Raw genomic sequence first — 22485 nt, forward strand, 5'->3', positions numbered from 1 at the left:
GGTGATCACTGCGCCTCTCGTGCCGCGTACTGCGCGGTCAGCTGCTCGAGTCGCGCCTTGGCCTTCTCCGGGTTGAGCATGAGGCCTCCGGCGATCCCGAGCACGCACACGGTGATGCCGACGAACAGGAAGCCGGTCGAGTAGCCCTGTGCTGCGCTCGGCGCGTGCTCGACGATGAGGCCGAGGCCGAACGGCGCGACGATGCCTGCGACGCTGTAGGCCGCGATGATGCACCCGAAGAACGCCACCCGCTGCCTGGCCGGCAGGAAGTCCGACGCCCCGGCGAACGCGACGGAGAACGCGACGCTGTTGACGGCGAACGCCGCGATCACGAAGACCAACTGCACGGGCCCGGCCGGGAGCTGGGTGAACACGACCATCGAGAGACCGCCGACCAGCAGGTACGCGCCGCTGACGTAGCCGCGCGCGACTCGCGAGGTGTAGCCCTTGCGTATCAGCCGACCGGACAGCAGGCCCGCCGAGAGCAGGACGACGACCGCGACGATGTACGGCAGCGTCACCAGCATGCCGACCGTGCTCGCGGAGTACCCGAGGCCCTCGTTCATGTACGCCGGCAGCCACGCCACCTTCAGCGACGAGATGAGGTAGCCGGCGAACGAGAGGAGGACCAGGCCCCAGAAACTCTGCAGGGTCAGCAGCCGGCGGAACGGAACCACGATATTGCCGTTGGGATCTTCGCCCTGCCCGCCGCCCTCGACCGCCGCGTCGCTCCGCTTGAAGGGCAGCTTCTCGGTGTACCAGGACCACCCGATCAGCCAGAGCACTCCGACGACCACCAGGGCCATGAAGGCGGCATGCCACGACCAGGTCAGGATCACCCAGGTCAGCACCGGCGCGGCCACCAGCGGACCCACCGACGACCCGGCGTTGATCATGGCCCCGGCCGTCGCCCTCTTGTCGGGCGCGAATCGGTCCGCGACGATCGACTGGCACAGCGCGTGTGCGGGACCTTCGAAGAAGCCCAACGCGATTCGGCACGCGAGGAGAACACCGAACGATGTCGGGACCGTCAGCGGAAGCATGCTGACGACCCAAGCGAGCATCAGCAGGCCGGCGCCCCAGGTGTACGAGATCTTGCGGAGCACGGCAGTGAGGGTGACCGCGCCGACCGCGAACAGCCAGAAGAAGGCGCTGCCGAGCAGACCGTACTGGCCCGCGCTCAGGCCGAGGCTCGCACGGATCTGCCGACTACCGAGACCGATTGCGGCCTTGTCCGCGAAGTTGAGCGTGAAGAACAGGAAGAGCAGCACGACGATGCCCCACGCTTGCCGGTTCGCCGGCCGCTTCGGCTGCGCCCCAGTCTCGCTGGGGCGGTCTTGCGTCAGCACCATGAATTCCTCCGAAATGTGAGCGCTCGGCCGCGGACCGTCCCGATCGACTGTGATCGAGGCCACTGGAGCAGTTCCCACATCACATCCAAATTCCTGCGCAGCATCAACCGGCAATACGCGGTCGAACCGTTCGGCTGCGCCTATAGGCGTAGGTCGGAACTGGCCGCCACCGACATACCCGGCGCCGAAGCACTGATCATGTTGCGCAACAACGGGCCGGGGGCGGCCGCTCACGGCATCCACGGGGCACCGCCGTGGTGATGCCGGCGATCAGCGCCCACTCGGCGTCGTCGTACGGACACGGCGGAGCAACAGCATCCGTGAACAGTTCGCGCGGACGATCGCGCCACCATCGCGCGTGTCCAAGGGTCAGTGCGAGCGATGGTCCGTGACTGCAGTCCGGGGCCCGAACTTCGGCTTCACCGCCTGACCGGTGACCTCGAGCAGCCGGATCGCCCGGTACCGGTGCGGCCGGAGCGGTTCGAGGTACTCGACCATGCCGGGGTCGTCGAGCGGACGTCCGAGCAGTGACCACCCGACCATCGCAGCCAGGTGGAAGTCGCCGACCGACACCGCGTCGGCGTCGCCGAGCGCCCGCTGCGCGACCTCGGCCGCGGTCCACACCCCGATGCCGGGTACCGCGCGCAACCGGGCCGCCGCCTCCTCGGGCGCCATCGCCACCGTCTGCTCGAGCCGGTCGGCGACCGCGGCGGCGGTCACGATCGCCCGGGAGCGCTTCGGGTCGACACCCGCGCGGTGGAACTCCCAGGACGGAATCCGGCGCCACACCTCGGCCGGCGGCGGCACCCGCATCCCGGCCGGCGCCGGTCCGGGAGCCGGGGCGCCGTGCGCGCCGACCAGCCGTCGCCAGGAGGCCCGGGCGGCGATGCCGTGCACCTTCTGTTCCAGGATCGTCGGCACCAGCACCTCGAAGACCCGGCCGGTGCGCGGGATCCGCAGCCCGGGGCACCGGCGGTGCGCCTCGGCCAGCTTCGGGTGCCGCGGCGCGAATCCCGTTGCCTCGTCCCGTTCCCCGAGCAGATCCGGCAGGGTGTCGGCGAACTCCACGGCCCCGGGCCCCCAGGCCCGGCAGTGCACCGACGTCGGGTCGCGCTGGACGAGCCGGTACGTGACCGGGCCGGCCGGCATCAGGGAGGTCCGCCACAGCGCACCGTCCGGGGTGACGCGGTGGCACGGGTCGCCCCTGCCGCGGCCGAGCGTCGCAAGCGAGGCCGCCAGCAGCAGCGGCCGGCCGCTGCGGTGCAGCGTCTCCACGGGCGCGGCAGCGGAGACGGTCATGACCCCCACGATAGGCGGGCGCCGGACGGGACCGGGCCGGCGGTGCCGGTCAGTCGTCCGCCCGGTAGGCGGCGGCGGACCGGCCGTGGCCGGCCTCGCGCGTGATGTGGTCGACGAGCGGCTGGGTGCGGTACTTGACCGGCGTCGTCAGCGCGAGGGTCGTCGTGGTGTGCGCGACGCCGGCGAGTCCGAGGATCCGCTCGAGGACGTGGAGCAACTCCTCGTGGGACGGCGCAGCGATACGGATCAACAGGTCCTCGCGCCCGGTGGTGGTGTGCACCTCGAGCACCTCCGGGACACCTCGGAGCTCCTCGATCACCGCCTGGATGCGCCCCTGCTCCAACTCGGCGCCGACGAAGGCCTGCACCGACAGCCCGAGCACCGACAGATCCACGTCGGGCCGGTACCCGGTCACGACCCCGGACTCCTCCAGCCGGCGCATCCGGGAGGCGATCGTGTTGCGTGCGACGCCGAGCCGGGTGGCGAGATCCATGATCTGGGCCCGGGGGTCGTCGGTGAGCTGCTGGAGCAGTGCGGCGTCGAGCTTGTCGATGCTGATCACGATGCTGACCTTTCGGGGGTGATGTACGTCATAACTATGCACGATGACACGTTGTTCCGTCGAGTGTTGACGTGCCCGATACCTGAGCCAATTATTGCTGCACCGAAAGACCGAATTTTCTCCGGTGACGCTACAGCGACATAGGAACAGGTGGCCGCAGATGACCGAACTCGCCGATCGCCCCACGACTGCAGTCGTCACGCCGTACGACCTGGACGACCGGTACCGTCCCGGCGCGGGCCCGGTCCTGCTCACCGGGGTACAGGCCATCGCCCGACTCCTCGTCGAACAGCACATGCGCGACCTGAGGGCCGGACGGCGCGTCGCGACGTTCGTCTCCGGCTACCAGGGCAGCCCCCTCGGCGGGGTCGACAAGATGCTGGGCGGCATGCCGAAGGTCCTCGACGAGCACGACATCACGTTCGTGCCGGGCTTCAACGAGGAGCTCGCGGCCACCGCGGTGTGGGGCAGCCAGGCGGACCTGACCGCGTTCGGCGGCACCGCCACCCACGACGGGGTGGTCGGCGTCTGGTACGGCAAGGGCCCCGGCGTGGACCGCGCCACCGACGCCCTGCGGCACGCCAACATGTACGGCGTCAGCGCCCGGGGCGGCATGCTGCTGCTCGTCGGCGACGACCCGGCGTCGAAGTCCTCGACGGTCCCCGCCGTCAGCGAACGCTCCCTCGCCGCCCTCGGCATCCCCGTCCTGTTCCCGCGCAACGCGGCCGAACTGGTCACGATGGGCATGCACGGCATCGCGCTGTCCCGGGCGTCGGGGTGCATCGTCGCGCTCAAGATCGTCGCCGACGTCGCCGACGGCGCCTGGACCCTCGACGGTTCGGTCGCGGACCTCGACATCACGGTCCCCGAGATCGAATGGGAGGGGCGGCCGTTCACGTACCTGCAGCGGCCGATGGCGGTTCCGACGGACAGCGTGATCGCCGAGGCGGACCTGTACGGCCCGCGCGCCGAGATCGTCCGCGCGTACGGCGCCGCCAACGGCCTGGACGTGATCGAGGTGGACCCGGCGTCCGCGCGGATCGGATTCGCCGCCACCGGAACCGCATTCGACTCGCTGCGCCAGGCGTTGCTCGACCTCGGAGTCGACGAACAGACGATGCACCGCGCCGGGATCCGGTTGCTGCGCATCGGCATGCCGACCCCGCTCGGTCCCGACCGGGTCCGCGAGTTCGCGGCCGGGCTCGACCGACTGGTCGTGGTGGAGGACAAGACCGCGTTCGTCGAGACGCAGATCCGCGAGATCCTCTACGGCACCGATCGCACACCGCAGATCCTCGGCAAGCGCGACGCCGCCGGACGGCCCCTGATGCCGGTCGACGGGGAGCTGACCGCGGGCCGGCTGCTCGGGCCGCTGCGCCGCGTACTTCGCGACACCGTCGAACTGAAGAAGCCCCTCCCGCCCCAGCTCTCGCTCGAGGTGCTGTCCGCGAAGCGGACCCCCTACTTCTGCAGCGGCTGCCCGCACAACCGCTCCACCGCCCTGCCGGAGGGCTCGATCGGCGGTGGCGGCATCGGCTGCCACACGATGGTGACGATCTCGAACCGGGACGACAGCAAGGTCACCGGGCTGACCCAGATGGGCGGCGAGGGCAGCCAGTGGATCGGGCAGGCTCCGTTCACCGACATCCCGCACCTGTTCCAGAACGTCGGCGACGGGACGTTCTTCCACTCCGGCCAGCTCGCCGTGCAGGCGTGTGTGGCGGCCGGGGTCAACATCACCTACAAGCTGCTCTACAACGAGGTCGTCGCGATGACCGGCGCACAGGACGCCGAGGGCATGCTGACCGTCGCGCAGCTGACGCACAAGCTCACCACCGAGGGTGTCCGGAAGATCATCATCTGCGCGGACGAACCCAAGCGGCACAACAGGAAAGCGCTCGCCAAGGGCACTCTGCTCTGGGACCGGGACCGGCTCGACGAGGCGCAGCGGCTGCTCCGCGACATCGAGGGCGTCACCGTCCTGATCTACGACCAGCACTGCGCCGCCGACGCGCGTCGGCAGCGCAAGCGCGGCACCCTGCCCGCGCGCACCACCCGGGTGGTGATCAACGAGGAGGTGTGCGAGGGCTGCGGCGACTGCGGCACCAAGTCCAACTGCCTGTCGGTGCAACCGGTCGACACCGAGTTCGGCCGCAAGACCCGGATCGACCAGACGTCCTGCAACACCGACTACAGCTGCCTCGACGGCGACTGCCCGTCGTTCGTCACCGTCGAACTCGTTCCCGGGAAGGCCAAGTCCGCCAAGAAGTCCCGTCCCACGCCGCCCGCGGTCGCCGACCCGGGCCTCGCCGACGCGACCGGCACGCAGAACGTCTTCCTGGCCGGCATCGGCGGCACCGGCATCGTCACCGTCAACCAGGTCCTGGCGACGGCCGCGCTGCGCGCCGGCCTCGAGGTCGAGTCCCTCGACCAGATCGGTCTGAGCCAGAAGGCGGGCCCGGTCGTCTCGCACCTGCGGTTCTCCGCCGGAGCGCTCGAGCCCGCGAACCGGCTCACACCGGGCAGCGCCGACGCGATCATCGCGTTCGACCTGCTGACCGCGACCGACGCCAAGAACCTCGGCTACGGCGACCCCACGACGACCGTCGTGGTCGCCTCGACCAGTCAGACCCCGACCGGGGACATGGTGTACGACAAGTCGGTTCGCTACCCCGACGAGCAGCAGCTGCTCGACCGGCTCGGATCGGTCGCACGGACCCTGACGTCGTTCGACGCACTGGCCGCGGCCCAGGAACTGTTCGGGGGCACCGCGGCGGCGAACTTCCTGCTGATCGGCGCCGCCGTTCAGAGCGGCGCCCTGCGCCTGCCCACCGAGGCGATCGAGGAGGCGATCGGCATCAACGGGGTCGCCGTCGACGCCAACGTCGCCGCGTTCCGGTGGGGCCGGGTCGCGGTGGCCGACCCGGCCGCGTTCCGCGCCGCGACCGAGCCGGCCACCACCCGGGCGCCCCGGCCGGTTCCCGCGCACCTGTTGGCCGGCACCACCTTCGACGGTGAGGTACGGCGACTCGTGGAGCTGCGCGCCGCCCGTCTGGTGGACTTCCAGTCCGAGCGGGTCGCCCGCCGGTACGTCGACACGGTGCAGTCCGTGTGGGCGGCCGAGCGCTCGGTCACCGACCGCACCGCCTTCACCGAGGCGGTGGCCCGCGGCCTGTACAAGTTCACCGCCTACAAGGACGAGTACGAGGTCGCCCGCATGCTGGTCGACCCCGCCTTCGTCGTGGACGTACAGGCGCAGGTGCCCGGCGGGACGGACCTGACCTACAAGCTGCACCCGCCGGCGCTGCGTGCGCTCGGCCGCACCAAGAAGATCGGGCTCCGGCCGAAGTCCCATGTGGCACTGAAGCTCCTCGCCAAGGGCAAGGTGCTGCGGGGCACCAAGCTCGACCCGTTCGGGTACGCCCACGTCCGCAGGGTCGAACGCGAGCTGCTGGCCCACTACACCGCGACCGTGCGGGAGCTGGCGGCCACGCTGACCGTCGACTCGTACGACCGGGCCGCCGAGATCGCCGGGCTCCCGGACCTCGTGCGGGGCTACGAGTCCGTCAAGCTCGGCAACGTGGAGCTGTACCGGGACCGCCTGCGGGAGCTGGGCGTCACCCCCTGACCCGTCACCCCGGGTGACGGGGCGTCGGGGCTACCGATCTGCGGGCGCGGTCAGGTACCGCGCCCGCAGCCGGTGCTTGACCAGCTTGCCGGTGGGAGTGCGGGGCAGGTCGTCGGTGAAGTCCACGGTCCGCGGCGCCTTGAAGTGGGAGACGCGGGCGCGCACGTACTCGAGGAGTTCGCGTTCCAGCTCCGGGCTCGGTTCGAACCCGTCCGCGAGCTGGACGACCGCCTTGACCTCCTCCCCCATCTCCTCGTTCGGTACGCCGATCACCGCCGCGTCGAACACCTTGGGGTGCATGGTCAGGACGTTCTCCGACTCCTGCGGGTAGATGTTCACGCCGCCCGAGATGATCGTGAACGCGGCCCGGTCCGTCAGATACAGGAAACGGTCGTCGTCGAGGTAGCCGATGTCGCCGCTGGTGGTCCACGTCCGATGCGCGGGGTGGGTCGCCTCCTCGGTCTTCTCCGGGGCGTTGTGGTACTCGAACGGCCGCTCCTCCCGCTCCCACCACACCGTGCCGGTCTGGCCCGTCGGCACCTCGACCCCGAGCTCGTCGCAGATGTGCACGATGCCCAGCACCCCGTCCCGGCCCACCGATCCGGGTTTCGCGAGCGCCTGGGCGCTGTCGATGAACGTCGCACCGGAGCCCTCGGTGGAGGCGTAGTACTCGTGGATCACCGGGCCCCACCAGTCGATCATCGCGCGCTTGACCTCGGGTGGGCACGGGGCGGCCGCGTGCACGGCAACCTTCGTGCTCGAGACGTCGTAGCGCTCGCGCACCTCGACCGGCAGCTTGAGCATCCGCACGAACATCGTCGGCACCCACTGGCTGTGGGTGACGCGGTACCGCTGGATCAGCGCGAGGGACTCCTCGGGGTCGAACCGGTCCATGACGACGACCGTCCCGCCGACCGACGTGATCGTGCCGCAGAAGCGCAGCGGCGCTGCGTGATACAGCGGTGCGGGACAGAGGTAGACGGTGTCGCTGTCGAAGCCGTACATCGGGGCGAACACCGCCGTGTACGGATCCGCCGTGTCCTGAACCTGCCCCTCCGGCAGGTGCGGCTTGATGCCCTTGGGCCGGCCGGTGGTGCCGGAGGAGTACAGCATGTCCGAACCGCGCGGCTGGTCGGCGAGCGGCGAGGCGTCGAACCGTTCGAGGGCCTCCTCGTAGTCGTCGAAGCCGTCTAGCGTGCCGCCGAAGACCAGGCGGTGGATGACGTTCGGGAAGGCGCCGGGATTCACGTCGACCGCCGACGCGGCGTCGGCCGCGACCACCAGCGCGGTCGCGCCGCAGTCGTCGACGACGTACGCGGCCTCGGCCGGGGTCAAGTGCCAGTTGACCGCGGTGATGTACAGGCCGGAACGCACCGCCGCCCAGTACACCTCCAGCACGCGCAGGTCGTTGCCCGCGATCAGCGCGACGTGGGCACCCGGCCGCAGCCCGGCGTCACGCAGGTATTTCGCCAGCCGGATGGAGCGCTCGTCGAGCTCGCGATAGGTGAGCTGCTCGCCGGTGGCGGGCCGGATGATCGCCGGCTTGTCCGGGGTGACGGCCGCAAAGTTCCCCACGTACACGAACGACCTCCTGAAGTGAACGTCAATTCTCGTCGTTCATACCTCAGGAGGTCGCCCGCGCGGAAGGTTTCCGCCCCATTCGTGACCGTCGGCGTCCGGCCGCGGCCGCGGATCAGAACCAGGCCGGGTCCACGTCCAGCAGGGTCCGGTCCAGACTGTCGAGCAGATCCAGCTGCGGTCCGGTCTTCGGCAGCTCGTAGCGGAAGAAGTACCGCGCGGCCGCCCGCTTGCCCTCGTAGAAGTCACCGGACCTGCCGTCCGCCGCGAGCACCTGTTCGAGCCACATCCACGCGATCACCATGTGCCCGAAAGCCTCCAGGTAGGCCGACGAGTTCGCCAGCGCGACCGCGGGATCGCCCGTACCCCAAAGCCTCCCGGTGGTCGCGACGACCCGGTCGAGCACCGCGCCGAGCTGGGACGCGTACTCGGCCGCCGGCCCGCCCACGGACCCGGCGCGCGCGATCGTCGCACCCACCGCCTCCGCCAGCACCGCCAGCCCGGCACCGCCCTGCATGATCACCTTGCGGCCCAGCAGGTCCAGGCCCTGGATGCCGTGCGTACCCTCGTGGATCGGGTTGAGCCGGTTGTCGCGGTAGAACTGTTCGACGTCGTAGTCGCGGGTGTAGCCGTAGCCGCCGTGCACCTGGATCGCGAGGCTGTTCGCCTCGAGGCACCACTGCGAGGGCCAGCTCTTGACGATCGGGGTGAGGGTGTCGAGCAGCAGCCCGGCCCGCGTCGCCGCCTCCCCCTCCGCGGTCTCCTGGTCGTCGACCAGCTTGGCGCAGTACAGCCCGAGCGCCAACGCACCCTCGACGTACGCCTTCTGCGCCAACAGCATTCGACGCACGTCGGCGTGGCGGTTGATCGGCACCGGCGCCGAGGTGGGGTCCTTGTCGTCGGCGGCGCGGCCCTGCGTGCGGGTGGCGGCGTAGTCGACGGACTGCAGGTAGCCTGCGTAGCCGAGCGAGATCGCCACGAATCCGACACCGATCCGGGCCTCGTTCATCATGTGGAACATGTAGGACAGGCCCTTGTTCTCCTCGCCGACCAGGTAGCCGACCGCGCCGGGCTCGCCACCCGGCGTGTGGGTGCCGTCGCCGAAGTTCAACAGGGTGTTCGTGGTGCCGCGGTTGCCCATCTTGTGGTTGAGGCCGACGAGGGTGACGTCGTTGCGCTCGCCCGTCGAGCCGTCGGCGTTCACCAGCCTCTTCGGCACGACGAACAGCGAGATGCCCTTGACCCCCGCCGGGGCACCCGGAACCTTGGCGAGCACCAGGTGCACGATGTTCTCGGTCAGCTCGTGGTCGCCGCCGGAGATCCACATCTTGGTGCCGGTGAGCCGGTAGGTGCCGTCGCCGCGGGGAACCGCCCGGGTGGTGATGTCGGCGAGCGACGACCCGGCCTGCGGCTCCGACAGGCACATGGTGCCGAAGAACCGCCCCTCGAGCATCGGCCGCACGTAGGTGTCGATCTGCTCCTGGCTGCCGTGCGCGACAAGGAGATTCGCGTTCCCGATCGTCAGGAACGGGTACGCCGAGGTGCCTGCGTTGGCGGCCTGGAACCAGGCCAGCGACGCCCGGGCGACGACGGCGGGCAGCTGCATGCCACCGAGCGCCTCGTCGAACTGTCCGGCGATCAGGCCCGCCTCGCCGAAGACCCGGAGCGCCTCGGCGACCTCGGGGATCATCTCGACCGAGCCGTCCGGCAGCATGTGCGGCTCGTTGGCGTCGGCCTTCTTGTTGTGCGGGGCGAAGTGCTTGACGGCCATGTCGGCGCTCAGGTCCAACACCGCGTCGAACGTCTCCTTCGAGTGCTCGGCAAAGCGCTTGCGACCGGTCAGCGTCGTGACGTCGAGCCACTCGTAGAGCAGGAAGTCGAGATCGCGGCGGGACAGCGGTGCGGTGGTCATGGGTACATCCTTCCGAAAAGTGGCTGCGCCACGAGTCACATCGACAGGCCGCCGTCGACAGGCAGGACGACACCGGTGATGTACCCGGCCTCCTCCGACGCGAAGAAGGCAACGGCGGCGGCCATCTCGGCGGGATCGGCGAACCGCGGGATCGGGCCGGTGACCTCGGCGATCTTCTCCTCGGGGATCGATGCGGTCATCCGCGTCGCGGCGTTCGGGGAGATCGCGTTGACGGTGACACCGAACGCGGCGAGTTCCTTCGCCGCGGTCTTGGTGAAGCCGATGATGCCCGCCTTCGCGGTCGCGTAGTTCGCCTGCCCCCGGTTGCCGTGCAGGCCGGTGTAGGACGTCACGTTCACGACGCGGCCGAACTGCTGGGCACGGAAGTGCGGGACGCACGCGCGGGTGAACCGGAAGGTGCCGCCGGCGTGCACGGCGAGGACCTGCTCCCAGTCGTCGTCGGTGAGCTTCCACAGCACGCGGTCACGCAGGATGCCGGCGTTGTTGACGAGAATGTCGATCCGGCCGGTCTCGTCGACCGCGGTGGCCACGACGCGCTCGACGTCCTCGGTCTCGGACACGTCGGCCTGGGCGGCCTTCGCCCCCACCTCCGCCGCGGCGGCGTCGAGTTCGGCACCGTCGAAGTCGACCATGAACACCGTCGCCCCCGCCTCCCGGAACTGCCGGGACAGCTCCTTGCCGATGCCGCGGGCAGCACCGGTGACCACGACGGTGCGGCCGGTGAAGTCGAAGGAGAGGTTGCTCATCGCGTGACCTTTCGAGGAGGGTGACTAAGCGCTCACTTAGTAGAGCGGGCGTGGTGCATGATGTCAAGGCATCGGCACCCACGCAGAGAGGCCCCAAATGAGCAAGCCGCCCGCGACCGCGAGCGAGGCCGACCCGACCGGCCTCGACACCGAGATCGCGATGCTGTTCCCCGAGGTCGACTCCGACGTCGCGCGGCGGCTGATCGGTTCCGCGATGCACGCGTTCGCCGAACGCGGGTACCACGCCACCACCACCCGGCACATCTCCGAGGGCGCGGGCCTGAGCCCGGCCGCCCTGTACGTGCACTTCAAGTCGAAGGAGGCCGCACTGTATGCGGTCAGCCGGTCCGGACACCTCGGGGTCCTCGACGCCATCCGTGCCGCGGCGGACGAGGAGTCCACCCCACCGGACCGGATGCGCGCCGTCGTACGGGCCTTCACCACCTGGCACGTGCGCTACCACACGGCCTGCCGGGTCGCGCAGTACGAGATCGCCGCGCTGACCGAGGAGCACTACGCCGAGATCGCCGACATCCGGCGCGACACAGAACAATTCGTGCGGCGAGAGATCCAGGCCGGCGTCGACAGCGGGGACTTCACCGTGCCCGCCGTCGCCACCGCCGCCCGCGCGATCCTGTCGATGGGCATCGACGTGGCCCGCTGGTACCAGCCGGGCCGCAGCACCGACCCGGACCTGCTGGCCACGCAGTACGCCGAGCTCGCCGCGAGCATGCTCGGCGTGCGCCCCGGCCGCTGAGCGCCGCGACCTCCCCCGCCCAGGGCGTCTCCCGGCCCTCCGTTCGGCACCCGGGCCACACCCGGACGGAGCCGGAGCCACGCCCTAGTCTCCACAGGGTGACCCTCACCTTCTCCGCCCTCGTCGCCCGCGAAGCAGACGGGGCGATCACCCTGTCCCACGAAACCCTCGACGAGACCGCGCTGCCGCCCGGCGACGTCCTCGTCCGCGTCCACTATTCGAGCGTGAACTACAAGGACGCGCTCGCCGTGACCCCGCGCGGCGGCGTGGTGCGCGAGTACCCGATCGTGCCGGGCATCGACCTGGCCGGCGAGGTCGTCTCGTCCGAGTCCCCGGACTTCGGCCCCGGCGACCTGGTCGTCGCGCACGGATACGACATCGGTACCGCCCGGCACGGCGGCTACGCCGAGTACGCGCGGATCCCGGCGGCCTGGGTGGTCAAGCTGTCCGGCCTGACGCCTCGGGAGGCCGCCACGGTCGGCACGGCCGGGTTCACCGCGGCGATGAGCGTGCAGGCGCTGTTGGACCGGGGGCTGACTCCGAGCGACGGCCCGGTACTGGTGACCGGCGCCACCGGCGGGGTCGGCAGCGTCAGCGTCGACCTGCTCGCGGCAGCCGGTTTCGAGGTCGTGGCGTCGACGGGGAAGCCCGACGCACACGAGCTGCTCGTCTCGCTCGGTGCGGCGAAGGTCATCGGCCGGCTGCCGGCCGACCCGGACGCGAAGCCCCGGCCGCTCGGCAAGGCGCAGTGGGCGGCGGCCGTGGACTGCGTCGGCGGCGCGACGCTCGCGGACGTGCTCAGCATGGTCAAGTACGGCGGCGCGGTCGCCGCGAGCGGTCTCACGGGCGGCGCCGCCCTGCACACCACGGTGATGCCGTTCATCCTGCGCGGGGTGGATCTGCTGGGCATCGACTCGGTCCAGCTGCCGATCGACCGCCGCCGCGCCCTGTGGCAGCGGATCGCGACGGACCTGCGCCCCCGTCACCTGGACGCGCTCACGCACGAGGTGCCGATCGGCGAGGTCACCGCGGTGCTCGACCGAATCCGTGGCGGCGGCCAGTCCGGCCGGACCGTCGTTCGCGTGGCCGACGCGTTCTGACCCGCCTCCGACCCCTGGACGCCCCGCACCGGCCGCGCCACCCACCCGCGGCGGGGCGCGCGGCACTCCGCGACTCGGGCCGCGGTCGCCCTCGTTCGGGCGGAAACACCGGGTGCCGACCCGGAGGCGAGCGGGGGCGGTCGACCGGACCGGTCAACCGCCCCCGTTCACCCCCCGGGGGGACTCAGCTCCCGAACGGCAGGGTGCCGGGCTGAATCTGGTAGCCGCTGCTGCCGGCAGCAACGGTGCCGACCGACCCGAGGATCCAGTTGATCGCGGTGGTGAGCATGAACGTCCTTTCGTCATCACGGGCGATCCGATTGAACGGACCGTCCGTCACGGTATTCATCGACCCCGCCGCTGTCGACCGAGCGCCGGACATTGGCAGCGACATGACAGGGTGGACAACATGTGCGAAACCCCCGAAACGGAGAACGGCCCCGACCGGGAGGCCCCGGACGACCGTCACACCGACGTGGAATCGGTCCGCAGATTCCGCGAGGACCACGGGCTGGCGCGGATCATCGACGTCCACACCCATTTCATGCCGAAGCGGGTGATGGACAAGGTGTGGGCGTACTTCGACTCCGCCGGGCCGCTGACGGGCGTGGTGTGGCCGATCCAGTACCGGCACGACGAGGACGTCCGCCTGGACCGGCTCCGGTCCTACGGCGTGCAGGCGTTCACGTCGATGATCTACCCGCACAAGCCGGACATGGCGGCGTGGCTGAACCAGTGGTCGGTCGAGTTCGCTGCCCGCAACCCGGACTGTCTGCACACGAGCACCTTCTACCCGGAGCCGAGTGCGCCCGGATACGTCGCCGACGCACTCGCCGCCGGCGCACGAGTGTTCAAGTCGCACATCCAGGTTGGCGACTACGACCCCAACGACCCGCTGCTCGACGAGGTCTGGGGGCAACTCGAGGACGCGGGCGTCCCGGTCGTCATCCACTGCGGTTCCGGCCCGGCACCCGGCCGGTTCACCGGCCCGGACCGGATCGAGAAGCTGATGGCCCGGTACCCGCGGCTGCGTCTGATCGTCGCCCACATGGGCATGCCCGAGTACAGCGCGTTCCTGGATCTGGCCGTGCGGCACGCGTCCGTCATGCTCGACACCACGATGGCGTTCACCGACTTCATCGGCGAGATGGGGCCGTCCGACCCCGCCGACACGCGGCGGCTGCGTGATCTGGGCGACCGGATCCTGTTCGGCAGCGACTTCCCGAACATCCCGTACCCGTACATCCACGCCCTCGATGCGGTCGCGCGGTTGGATCTCGGTGACGAGTGGATCCGCGGCGTCTGCCACGACAACGCCGCGCGGCTGTTCGCGCTCTGACCGGTTCCGGTCAGAAGAGCGTGAGCTCCATCGTCTCGGGCAGCTCGAACAACCCGGGTTCGGCGTCGACGGTGGGCACCTGCGGCCGACGCACCTGGCGGGTCTTCTTCGCCGGCGACCCGGCCGTTCCGGCGGCGGGCTTCCGGGTGGCGGGCCGTGCCGGCGAATGCGCCGTGGACGCCGCGACCGCGCGTGCGGCCTCCCCCGCGAGGCGGTCGGCCTCCTCGTTGTAGTGGTTGCCGACGTGTCCGCGGACCCACCGGAACCGGACCGGACCGGACCGTTCGGCCAGCGCCTCGTCGATGTCCCGGATCAGGTCGACGTTCTTGACCGGGTCGCCGGTGGAGGTGCGCCACCCCTTCCGCTTCCATCCCACGACCCACTCGGACGCACACTTGATCGCGTACTGGGAGTCGGACTCGATCAGCATCGGCTCATCCCCCGGATGCGCCCGGATCGCCTCGAGCACGGCTCGGAGCTCGGCGATCTGGTTGGTGCCGGACCGCTCGCCGCCCGAGCGGCTGGGACCCTGATGGTTCACCCACGCCCACCCGATCGCTCCACCGGGATTGCGCAGGCAGGAGCCGTCCGTACTGACGATGATCACGGTTGCACACTCTACGGTGGCGAACCGACAAACGCGCAGGACGTGGTCAATCTCCCACTCGCCGACGGCTACTCGCCGACGAATTCGGGAGCACGCTTCTCCAGCATCGCCGCCACCGCCTCCCGGTGGTCACGGGTGTGGTGCGCCAGCGCCTGCATCGCCGCCGACAGTTCGAGCAACGACTCGAGGCTCTGGTGCTGGCCCTCGCGGAGCAGCTTCTTGGTCATCCGCAGGGCCTGCGGCGGGTTCGCGGCGACCCGGGCCGCGAGCGCGTGCGCGGCGGGCAGCAGCTCGTCCGGGTCGACGACCCGCGACACCAGCCCCCACTCGAGTGCGGTCGCGGCGTCGATCGCGTCGCCGGTGAACGCCATCTCCGCCGCCCGCGCCAGCCCGACCGCCCGCGGCAACAGCCACGCGCCGCCGTCCCCGGGGATGATGCCGAGCTTGACGAAGCTCTCCGCGAAGGTCGCCGCGGTCGACGCGATCCGCATGTCGCACATCAGCGCGAGGTCGCACCCGGCACCGATCGCCGGGCCGTTCACCGCGGCGATCACCGGAATCTCGCAGTGGTACAGCGCCTTCGGGATCCGCTGGATGCCGCTCCGGTAGCCGTCGCGCAGGTCGGCGGGCGCACCGCCGAACATCCCGACCCGGTCCCGCATGTGCTTGACGTTGCCGCCCGAGGAGAACGCCGGACCGTTCGCGGCGAGGACCACGACGCGGACGGTGCGGTCGGCGTTCACCGCGGCGATGGCCTCCTCGAAGGCCTGCACCATGTCGGGCTCGGAGATGACATTGCGGGTGTCCGGTCGGTTCAGCGTCCAGGTGACGATGTCGCCGTCCCGCCGGATCTCGATCGCGTCGCTCATGCGCCCCACCTTAGGCACCGGGGCGCGCCCGCCCCGGCTAGGCCGCGTGGACCAGGTAGCCGTGGGCCTCGGCGACAGCGGCGGACAGGACGGCGCCGTCGTGGGTGGTCAGACCCGCGGCGAGGGCCGGGTCGGCCGCCGTGGCGCGCCGCCAGCCCTGGTCTGCGAGCGCGACGGCGTACGGCAAGGTGGCGTTGGTCAGCGCGAACGTCGAGGTTCGCGGCACCGCGCCGGGCATGTTCGCGACGCAGTAGAACACCGAGTCGTGCACCCGGAACGTCGGGTCCGCGTGCGTCGTCGGGTGCGTGTCCTCGAAGCAGCCACCCTGGTCGACGGCGACGTCCACCAGCACCGAGCCCGGACGCATCCGCGCCACCAGTTCGTTCGTCACCAGCTTCGGCGCCCGCGCACCGGGGATCAGCACCGCCCCGATCACCAGATCCGCGCCGAGCAGCGCCCGCTCGACCTCGTACCGGTTGGACGCCAGGGTCCGCACTCGCCCGCGGTAGCGCTCGTCGATCTCCCTCAGCCGGGCCGGGTTGACGTCGAGGACGGTGACGTCGGCGTGCATCCCGACCGCGATCGCGGTCGCGTTCTGGCCGGCGACACCTCCGCCGAGCACGACCACGTCGGCGGGCCGAACGCCCGGGACGCCGCCCATCAGGACGCCGCGCCCACCGGCGTTGGCCATCAGGTGGTAGGCGCCGACCTGTGGGGCCAGCCGCCCGGCGACCTCGCTCATCGGAGCGAGCAGCGGCAGCGACCCGTCCGCGGACCGGACGGTCTCGTAGGCGATCGACGTGGTCCCGGCGGCGAGCAACGCGTCGGTGCACTCCCGGGATGCGGCGAGGTGCAGGTAGGTGAACAGGACCTGGCCGGCCCGCATTCGCGAATACTCCTCCGCGACAGGCTCTTTCACCTTCAGAACCAGGTCCGCGTCCGCCCACACGTCGGCGGCGTCGGGAACGATGCGCGCCCCGGCGGCGCGGTAGTGGTCGTCGGGCAGCGACGAGCCGGCGCCGGCGCCGGACTCGACCAGTACCTGGTGGCCGTGGGCGACGAGTTCCTGGACGCCGGCAGGGGTGATGGCGACGCGATACTCGTGGATCTTGAGCTCGCGGGGGATTCCGATCCTCATGTGGGGAGACCTCGGGGTTTCGTTGGTGACTGATCGGCGCGATCGGCGCCACTGCCAGTATGAATTTCCGCCGGCGGATCGCCTAGATCACTGCAGATAATTCTCTATTCTCGTCATATGGCAGTCGATGATTCGATTTCCAGGCCCGACACGGCCGGCCAGCCGAACGATGTTCGGCAGGTCCGACTCGACGAGGTCGACCACCTGATCCTCACCCAGCTCACCCGCGACGCGCGCACCCCGAACATCGCGCTCGCCCAGCTCGCCGGCATCGCCCCGTCCACCTGCCTGGCGCGGGTGCGATCACTGATCGACCGCGGGGTGATCCGCGGCTTCCACGCAGAGGTCGACCCGGCCGCGCTCGGCCGCGACCTCGAGGCGATGATCGCGGTCCGGTTGCGCGCCGACGCCCGTCACCACATGGCCGAGTTCGCCGACCGCATGGCCACGATCCCGGACGTGCTCGACGTCTACTTCGTCGCCGGCGCCGACGACTACCTGCTGCACGTGGCGATGCGTGACACGGCCGCCCTCCGCGACTTCGTCGTCGAACACCTGTCGGCGCGACCCGAGGTCGCGGCCACCGAGACGATCCTGATCTTCGAGCACATCCGGACGCGGGGGCGGCGGTAGCCGCCCGGACGAGCAGTGACATCCTCGCCTGATCACCTTGTCCGGCAACGGATTCGGGGAACCCGGCGGGGGTCCCCATCCTCGGCCACCGGAACGCCGGCCCGCCTGTTGTCGGGCGCGACGTCCGGATCGATCACGTCCGGCACTCGACCCCCTCCGGGCGGCAGGTCGCGCGGGCCGCCGCCGGGAACGTTCGGGCGGCATCCGTCGCCGCTCGCGCGGCGGGAGGGCGTGGTGTACTTGACCGCATTGGTGTTACCCGAACCGTGCATTCGAGGAGACCCGATGACCGACGTGGACCTCGACACCCAGGCTCCGGCGCAGCCCCCGACACCGCGCCGCGGGTGGCCCGTGGTCGCCGTTCTCCTGCTCGCGGTGGTCGCATTCCTCGCCGGCGGGGCCGGTGGTGCGTATCAGGCCAAACTCACCGAGGTCCAGAAGAACGACAACGCCTCCTTCCTGCCCGCCTCGGCCGAGTCGACGGTCGCGGCGAACGAGGCGGCCGCATTCGTCACCGTCCAGACGATCCCCGGGTTCGTCGTCTTCCACCGGGACGGCCCGCTCACCGACGACGACCGCGCCTCGATCGCCCGCGCCGCGAAGGCGGTGGCCGAGGTGCCCGGGGTCGACGCGACCGGGATGACGCCGACGCAGTACTCCGCGGACGGCACCACCGCCGCCCAGTACGTTCCCCTCGTCGCGAAGGCCGACGGCACCGACGTCACCGGCGACGAACTCGCGGCCACCGAACAGCAGGTGATGGACGCCGCGAAGGCGGCCGCGACCGCGGAAGTCGAGGTGCTTCCCGCCGGTCCGGGTGGACTGCTGGTCGCGTTCATCGACGCCTTCCAGGGGCTCGACAGCACCCTGCTGCTCGCCGCGGTACTCGTCGTCATCGCGATCCTGCTCGTCGTGTACCGGTCGCCGGTCCTGTGGTTCTTCCCGCTGCTGTCGGCCGGGCTCGCGCTCGGGCTGTCCTCGATGCTGATCTACTTCCTCGCCAAGGCGGGTGTCGTCACGCTGACCGGTCAGAGTCAGGGCATCCTGATGGTGCTCGTCCTCGGTGCCGGCACCGACTACGCGTTGCTGCTGATCTCCCGCTATCGCGAGGAGCTGCACGGGTACGAGAACCGCTTCGACGCGATGATCCGGGCCTGGCGCGAGTCCGCGCCTGCGATCACCGCGTCGGCGGTGACCGTCATCCTCGGCCTGCTGTGCCTCGGCTTCTCCGAACTGAACTCGAACAAGGGCCTCGGCCCCGTCGCCGCGATCGGCATCGCATGCACGTATCTGGTGATGATGACGTTCCTGCCGGTGGTCCTGTCGCTCGCCGGGCGCTGGGTGTTCTGGCCGCGGATCCCGCGCGTCGACCACGCCGCCGACCTCGCCACCCACGGCCTGTGGGGACGGATCGCCGACACCGTCGGGCGCCGCGACCGACCGGCCTGGATCGGTGCCACCGCGCTGCTGGTCGTGCTGTTCGCGGTCGGGATCGGCAGCCTGGACACCTCCGGGCTGACCTCCAGCGAGAACTTCACCAACACCCCCGACGCGGTGACGGGGCAGCAGATCTACGACGAGCACTTCGATCCCGGGACCGGCGCGCCTGCCGTGATCGTCACCAACGCGGACCAGGTGGACGCGGTGATGGCCGCGGCCGCGGCCACACCGGGGGTGTCCACCGCGCCGGGGTCGGTGTGCCTGCAGATCGACTACGCGAAGCTCGCGCAGCTGGCGAAGCTCGGCATGGGCGCCGGAGCCACCACCGCACCGGCGGGCTGTCCGCCGCCGGCCCTGACGGTGCAGCCCATCGACGGCCGCACGGTTGTGAACGCGGTGCTCGCCGACCAGTACGACTCGCCGGAGGCGCTCGCCACGATCGGCCGGCTCCGGGACGCCGTGCACGCGGTGCCGGGTGCCGACGCGCTGGTGGGGGGCAACTCCGCCGCGACGGTCGACGTGCAGGCCGCGTCGGTGCACGACCGGAACCTGATCATTCCGATCGTGCTCGCCGTGATCTTCGTCGTGCTCGCCGTGCTCCTGAGGGCGTTGCTGGCGCCGATCATCCTCATTGCGACCGTCGTGCTCTCGTTCGCCGCGACCCTCGGCGTCTGCGGGTTCTTCTTCACCCACGTCTTCCACTTCGCCGGCGCCGATCCGGCGTTTCCGCTGTTCGCGTTCGTGTTCCTGGTCGCGCTCGGCATCGACTACAACATCTTCCTGATGACCCGGGTGCGGGAGGAGGCCCAGCGGCACGGCACCCGGACCGGAGTCCTGCGCGGCCTCGCCGTCACCGGCGGAGTCATCACCTCGGCCGGCGTCGTGCTGGCCGCGACGTTCGCGGTGCTCGGCGTGCTGCCACTGGTGTTCCTCGCCGAGGTCGGGTTCGCGGTCGCATTCGGCGTGCTGCTCGACACGATCGTGGTCCGCAGCGTCCTCGTCCCCGCCCTGTCCCACGACATCGGCCGGCCGATCTGGTGGCCGTCCGCGTTGTCCCGCGCCGAACGCTGACGGCAGCCGGAGCGTCCGGGGCGTCGTGGGCCCTTCGGGCCCGTGTCGACGCGCCGACCATTCGTAGCTCATGCGTGATCGCTGTCACTACGGCACACTCGATCCCGGTCACAACGTTCGGTCGGGGAATCCGAATAGGAGTGTCATGTCACAGCGTTCACGCACGATCCGGACCCGTCTGCTGCTGTCCGCCCTCGTCGCCTCCGCCGCGGCGGCCGTGTTGCCGGCAACCGCGCAGGCCGACGTCACCCCGACCACGCTGATCAACGGCGTGCTCTCGACCGTCGGCGGCTGCCAGACCCCGATGCGCGACGCGATCGTCGGCTGCACCCGGATGGAGACGCTGACCACCCAGTTCCCGGTCAACCTCGACCTGAACCAGGTCGGCACCAACATCGTCGTGCTCGGCGCGGGCCTGCTCCCCGACGGCTCGATGCGGCCACTGCTGGTGTCCCGGCTGCAGGCCGCGCTGCAGGTCGCCCGGCGCTACCCGCTGTCCCCGATCATCGTCAGCGGCGGCGTGCCCCAGAACGGTGTCACCGAGGCCGGCGCGATGCGCGGATGGCTGATCGCGAACGGGATCCCGTGGTTCCGGATCACCGAGGAGAACACGTCGCGGTCGACCGTCGAGAACGCACGCAACACCAATGCCATCCTCGCCCAGCGTGGAGCCGCCAGCGCCGTCGTGGTCACCTCCCCCGACCACCTGCAACGCGCGATGGTGGACTTCCGGACCGCGGTCGCCGGCCGGATCCCGATCGCCGGGGTGGTGGCCCCGTTCTGAACGATCCGAATCGCAACCGATTCGGCGAATTCCCGGCGACGCGGACACGATCGGTGACAACCTGAACCGAGGTCCCGCGACGACTTCTGGGGTGATCGCTGATGGCTCGACCCGTACGCGTGGTGGTACTCGGCGCAGGTTCGTGGGGGACGACGGTGGCGTCGCTCGCCACGCGGAACACCCCGACCCTGCTGTGGGCTCGGGACGCCGATTCCGCCGACGAGATCAACACCGATCACCGCAACACCCGCTATCTCGGCGACCGGACGCTGCCGAAGAACCTGCGGGCCACGGGCGACATCGTCGAAGCCGCACACGAGGCCGACGTCCTCGTCGTGGGGGTGCCCTCGCACGCGGTGCGGACGACGCTGAGCGAGATCTCGAACGAAGTGCGGGCCTGGGTGCCGGTGCTGTCGCTGGCGAAGGGTCTGGAACCGGGAACCCGGCTGCGGCCGACCGAGGTGATCGCCGAATGCCTGCCCGGTCATCCGGTCGGGCTGATGGCGGGCCCGAACCTCGCGAAGGAGATCCTCGACGGCATGGCCGCGGCGACGGTCGTCGCGATGCAGGACGAGCGGGTGGCCAGCGCGCTGCAGCCGCTGTTCGCCTCGCCGGTGTTCCGCGTGTACCGCAACACCGATGTCCTCGGCTGTGAACTGGGCGGCATCCTCAAGAACATCGTCGCGATCGCGTCGGGCATGGCCGACGGTCTCGGCGTCGGCGACAACACCCGCGCCATGGTGCTCGCCCGCGGTCTCGCCGAGATGATCCGGCTCGGCGAGGCAATGGGCGCGCATCCGCGCACGTTTGCCGGCCTGACCGGGGTCGGGGACCTGATCGCCACCTGCATCAGCCCCTCCTCCCGCAACCGGCGGGTCGGCGAGTACCTCGCGAAGGGACTGACGACCGAGCAGGCCGTCGCCAAACTCGGTCAGGTCGCCGAGGGCGTCAAGACTGCACCGACGGTGATGGAACTGGCCCGCGACCACGGCGTCGAGATGCCGATCGCCGCCGAGGTCGAGGCCGTCATCGCCGGCCGCTGCACACCCGAGGAGGCCTACCGCGGGCTGAGGCGGGTCGCCCCCGGGGACGAGGACGACCTGGCCTGAGCGGACGTCAGGTCACGCCATCACCCGATCGGTGCGCCGAAACCGGAACTGAAGAAGTCCGCGGAGCCCGAACCGCCACCACCGGGGGTGGGTCGCGATCCGACAACGAGAGGCAGGCCACTCGGGTTCCACTCCGTGCTCTGCTCCTGCCCGGCAACGTCGAAGGTGACGCCGTTGGCGAGCACCGATCCGTCCTGGGCGGAGTCGGGGACGCGATAGGTGGCCGAGAACAGAACCCGCGTGCCATGGAGGGCCACCGGCCAACCCGCCCCCGGGGCCGCCGACACCGTGACCGTGCCGGGGCCGACCTCGGGCGCGACCGGCACATTCTCCTCGGCCCACGTGTTGCTGTCCCGAAGCCTCACCCTCGCGCTGCCCCCGCAGCGAGCACAGGCGCGCCCACACCCCTCCCTGGTCATTTCAAAATAATTGCGGCAGTGGATGATTACGTTAAACATGCCGCTTGCCGGAGCGGTGGGACCACGTCGTTGCCACGAGCGTGGACCGCCCGAAGGTGCCGGCGAGCAGCCACCTCGCCTT

General features: G+C 70.6%; 18 protein-coding genes. 8 read left to right on the plus strand and 10 right to left on the minus strand.

The genetic code is table 11. The features are described 5' to 3' along the window. Nucleotides 1–5 precede the first annotated feature (5 nt). The 3 genes from ABD951_RS04280 to ABD951_RS04290 form a co-directional block, all read right to left on the minus strand. On the minus strand, nucleotides 6–1352 hold the full coding sequence (locus ABD951_RS04280; protein WP_345342504.1) for an MFS transporter: 1347 nt from the start codon (nucleotides 1350–1352) through the stop codon (nucleotides 6–8). Nucleotides 1353–1721: 369 nt separating this feature from the next. After that, a complete protein-coding gene (locus ABD951_RS04285) occupies nucleotides 1722–2651 on the minus strand; it encodes a DNA-3-methyladenine glycosylase family protein (protein WP_345342505.1) in 930 nt (309 codons plus the stop codon). Nucleotides 2652–2700: 49 nt separating this feature from the next. Then, on the minus strand, nucleotides 2701–3213 hold the full coding sequence (locus ABD951_RS04290; protein WP_345342506.1) for an Lrp/AsnC family transcriptional regulator: 513 nt from the start codon (nucleotides 3211–3213) through the stop codon (nucleotides 2701–2703). Nucleotides 3214–3373: 160 nt separating this feature from the next. Between ABD951_RS04290 and ABD951_RS04295 the strand changes: the two genes are divergently transcribed. Further along, nucleotides 3374–6841 carry an indolepyruvate ferredoxin oxidoreductase family protein gene (locus ABD951_RS04295; protein ID WP_345342507.1) on the plus strand — a complete coding sequence of 1156 codons (3468 nt, stop codon included), beginning with the start codon at nucleotides 3374–3376 and terminating at the stop codon, nucleotides 6839–6841. A 30-nt stretch (nucleotides 6842–6871) separates the two neighbouring features. On the opposite strand, the gene ABD951_RS04300 is transcribed toward ABD951_RS04295, so the two are convergent. The 3 genes from ABD951_RS04300 to ABD951_RS04310 form a co-directional block, all read right to left on the minus strand. Further along, nucleotides 6872–8422, minus strand: a complete 1551-nt coding sequence (locus ABD951_RS04300) for an AMP-binding protein (RefSeq protein WP_345342508.1) — start codon at nucleotides 8420–8422, stop codon at nucleotides 6872–6874. A gap of 112 nt (nucleotides 8423–8534) precedes the next feature. After that, nucleotides 8535–10331, minus strand: coding sequence for an acyl-CoA dehydrogenase (locus ABD951_RS04305; protein ID WP_345342509.1), 1797 nt, complete (start codon nucleotides 10329–10331; stop codon nucleotides 8535–8537). Nucleotides 10332–10366: 35 nt separating this feature from the next. Beyond that, complete coding sequence (locus ABD951_RS04310; protein WP_345342510.1) at nucleotides 10367–11098, minus strand: SDR family oxidoreductase; 732 nt, start codon at nucleotides 11096–11098, stop codon at nucleotides 10367–10369. Between the two features lie 97 nt (nucleotides 11099–11195). On the opposite strand from ABD951_RS04310, the gene ABD951_RS04315 reads away from it, so the two are divergent. The 3 genes from ABD951_RS04315 to ABD951_RS04325 all read left to right on the plus strand — a co-directional run bounded on the left by ABD951_RS04315 (nucleotide 11196) and on the right by ABD951_RS04325 (nucleotide 14294). Beyond that, nucleotides 11196–11855 (plus strand): TetR/AcrR family transcriptional regulator, encoded by a 660-nt coding sequence (locus ABD951_RS04315; protein WP_345342511.1) that lies wholly within the window; start codon nucleotides 11196–11198, stop codon nucleotides 11853–11855. A 98-nt stretch (nucleotides 11856–11953) separates the two neighbouring features. After that, entirely contained in the window at nucleotides 11954–12955 is a 1002-nt protein-coding gene (locus tag ABD951_RS04320; protein ID WP_345342512.1) for an oxidoreductase, read from the plus strand. A gap of 409 nt (nucleotides 12956–13364) precedes the next feature. After that, nucleotides 13365–14294, plus strand: coding sequence for an amidohydrolase family protein (locus tag ABD951_RS04325; RefSeq protein ID WP_345342513.1), 930 nt, complete (start codon nucleotides 13365–13367; stop codon nucleotides 14292–14294). Between the two features lie 10 nt (nucleotides 14295–14304). Here the strand turns inward: ABD951_RS04325 and ABD951_RS04330 are convergent, their stop codons facing one another. The 3 genes from ABD951_RS04330 to ald form a co-directional block, all read right to left on the minus strand. Further along, nucleotides 14305–14901, minus strand: a complete 597-nt coding sequence (locus ABD951_RS04330; RefSeq protein ID WP_345342514.1) for a ribonuclease H family protein — start codon at nucleotides 14899–14901, stop codon at nucleotides 14305–14307. Nucleotides 14902–14969: 68 nt separating this feature from the next. Further along, complete coding sequence (locus ABD951_RS04335) at nucleotides 14970–15770, minus strand: crotonase/enoyl-CoA hydratase family protein (protein ID WP_345342515.1); 801 nt, start codon at nucleotides 15768–15770, stop codon at nucleotides 14970–14972. Nucleotides 15771–15807: 37 nt separating this feature from the next. Next, a complete protein-coding gene (gene ald, locus ABD951_RS04340; RefSeq protein ID WP_345342516.1) occupies nucleotides 15808–16908 on the minus strand; it encodes an alanine dehydrogenase in 1101 nt (366 codons plus the stop codon). Nucleotides 16909–17025: 117 nt separating this feature from the next. On the opposite strand from ald, the gene ABD951_RS04345 reads away from it, so the two are divergent. The 4 genes from ABD951_RS04345 to ABD951_RS04360 all read left to right on the plus strand — a co-directional run bounded on the left by ABD951_RS04345 (nucleotide 17026) and on the right by ABD951_RS04360 (nucleotide 21945). Continuing rightward, nucleotides 17026–17541, plus strand: coding sequence for an Lrp/AsnC family transcriptional regulator (locus tag ABD951_RS04345; protein WP_345342517.1), 516 nt, complete (start codon nucleotides 17026–17028; stop codon nucleotides 17539–17541). A 285-nt stretch (nucleotides 17542–17826) separates the two neighbouring features. Continuing rightward, on the plus strand, nucleotides 17827–20052 hold the full coding sequence (locus ABD951_RS04350; protein ID WP_345342518.1) for an MMPL family transporter: 2226 nt from the start codon (nucleotides 17827–17829) through the stop codon (nucleotides 20050–20052). Nucleotides 20053–20197: 145 nt separating this feature from the next. Beyond that, the gene (locus ABD951_RS04355) at nucleotides 20198–20836 is read left to right on the plus strand and encodes a YdcF family protein (RefSeq protein ID WP_345342519.1); all 639 of its coding nucleotides are present in this window, start codon (nucleotides 20198–20200) and stop codon (nucleotides 20834–20836) included. Between the two features lie 101 nt (nucleotides 20837–20937). Continuing rightward, a complete protein-coding gene (locus ABD951_RS04360; RefSeq protein ID WP_345342520.1) occupies nucleotides 20938–21945 on the plus strand; it encodes an NAD(P)H-dependent glycerol-3-phosphate dehydrogenase in 1008 nt (335 codons plus the stop codon). A 20-nt stretch (nucleotides 21946–21965) separates the two neighbouring features. Here the strand turns inward: ABD951_RS04360 and ABD951_RS04365 are convergent, their stop codons facing one another. Further along, nucleotides 21966–22271, minus strand: coding sequence for a hypothetical protein (locus ABD951_RS04365; protein WP_345342521.1), 306 nt, complete (start codon nucleotides 22269–22271; stop codon nucleotides 21966–21968). Nucleotides 22272–22485: the final 214 nt, after the last annotated feature.

The sequence above is a fragment of the Rhodococcus olei genome, assembly GCF_039540555.1.
Lineage (GTDB): Bacteria > Actinomycetota > Actinomycetes > Mycobacteriales > Mycobacteriaceae > Rhodococcus_G > Rhodococcus_G olei.

What these genes read in the sequence shown, in the direction of transcription:
- ABD951_RS04280 (WP_345342504.1), bottom strand. Translation starts at nt 1,352, where the DNA reads ATGGTGCTGACGCAAGACCGCCCCAGCGAGACTGGGGCGCAGCCGAAG.
- ABD951_RS04285 (WP_345342505.1), bottom strand. Translation starts at nt 2,651, where the DNA reads ATGACCGTCTCCGCTGCCGCGCCCGTGGAGACGCTGCACCGCAGCGGC.
- ABD951_RS04295 (WP_345342507.1), top strand. Translation starts at nt 3,374, where the DNA reads ATGACCGAACTCGCCGATCGCCCCACGACTGCAGTCGTCACGCCGTAC.
- ABD951_RS04305 (WP_345342509.1), bottom strand. Translation starts at nt 10,331, where the DNA reads ATGACCACCGCACCGCTGTCCCGCCGCGATCTCGACTTCCTGCTCTAC.
- ABD951_RS04310 (WP_345342510.1), bottom strand. Translation starts at nt 11,098, where the DNA reads ATGAGCAACCTCTCCTTCGACTTCACCGGCCGCACCGTCGTGGTCACC.
- ABD951_RS04315 (WP_345342511.1), top strand. Translation starts at nt 11,196, where the DNA reads ATGAGCAAGCCGCCCGCGACCGCGAGCGAGGCCGACCCGACCGGCCTC.
- ABD951_RS04325 (WP_345342513.1), top strand. Translation starts at nt 13,365, where the DNA reads ATGTGCGAAACCCCCGAAACGGAGAACGGCCCCGACCGGGAGGCCCCG.
- ABD951_RS04335 (WP_345342515.1), bottom strand. Translation starts at nt 15,770, where the DNA reads ATGAGCGACGCGATCGAGATCCGGCGGGACGGCGACATCGTCACCTGG.
- ald (WP_345342516.1), bottom strand. Translation starts at nt 16,908, where the DNA reads ATGAGGATCGGAATCCCCCGCGAGCTCAAGATCCACGAGTATCGCGTC.
- ABD951_RS04345 (WP_345342517.1), top strand. Translation starts at nt 17,026, where the DNA reads ATGGCAGTCGATGATTCGATTTCCAGGCCCGACACGGCCGGCCAGCCG.
- ABD951_RS04350 (WP_345342518.1), top strand. Translation starts at nt 17,827, where the DNA reads ATGACCGACGTGGACCTCGACACCCAGGCTCCGGCGCAGCCCCCGACA.
- ABD951_RS04355 (WP_345342519.1), top strand. Translation starts at nt 20,198, where the DNA reads ATGTCACAGCGTTCACGCACGATCCGGACCCGTCTGCTGCTGTCCGCC.
- ABD951_RS04360 (WP_345342520.1), top strand. Translation starts at nt 20,938, where the DNA reads ATGGCTCGACCCGTACGCGTGGTGGTACTCGGCGCAGGTTCGTGGGGG.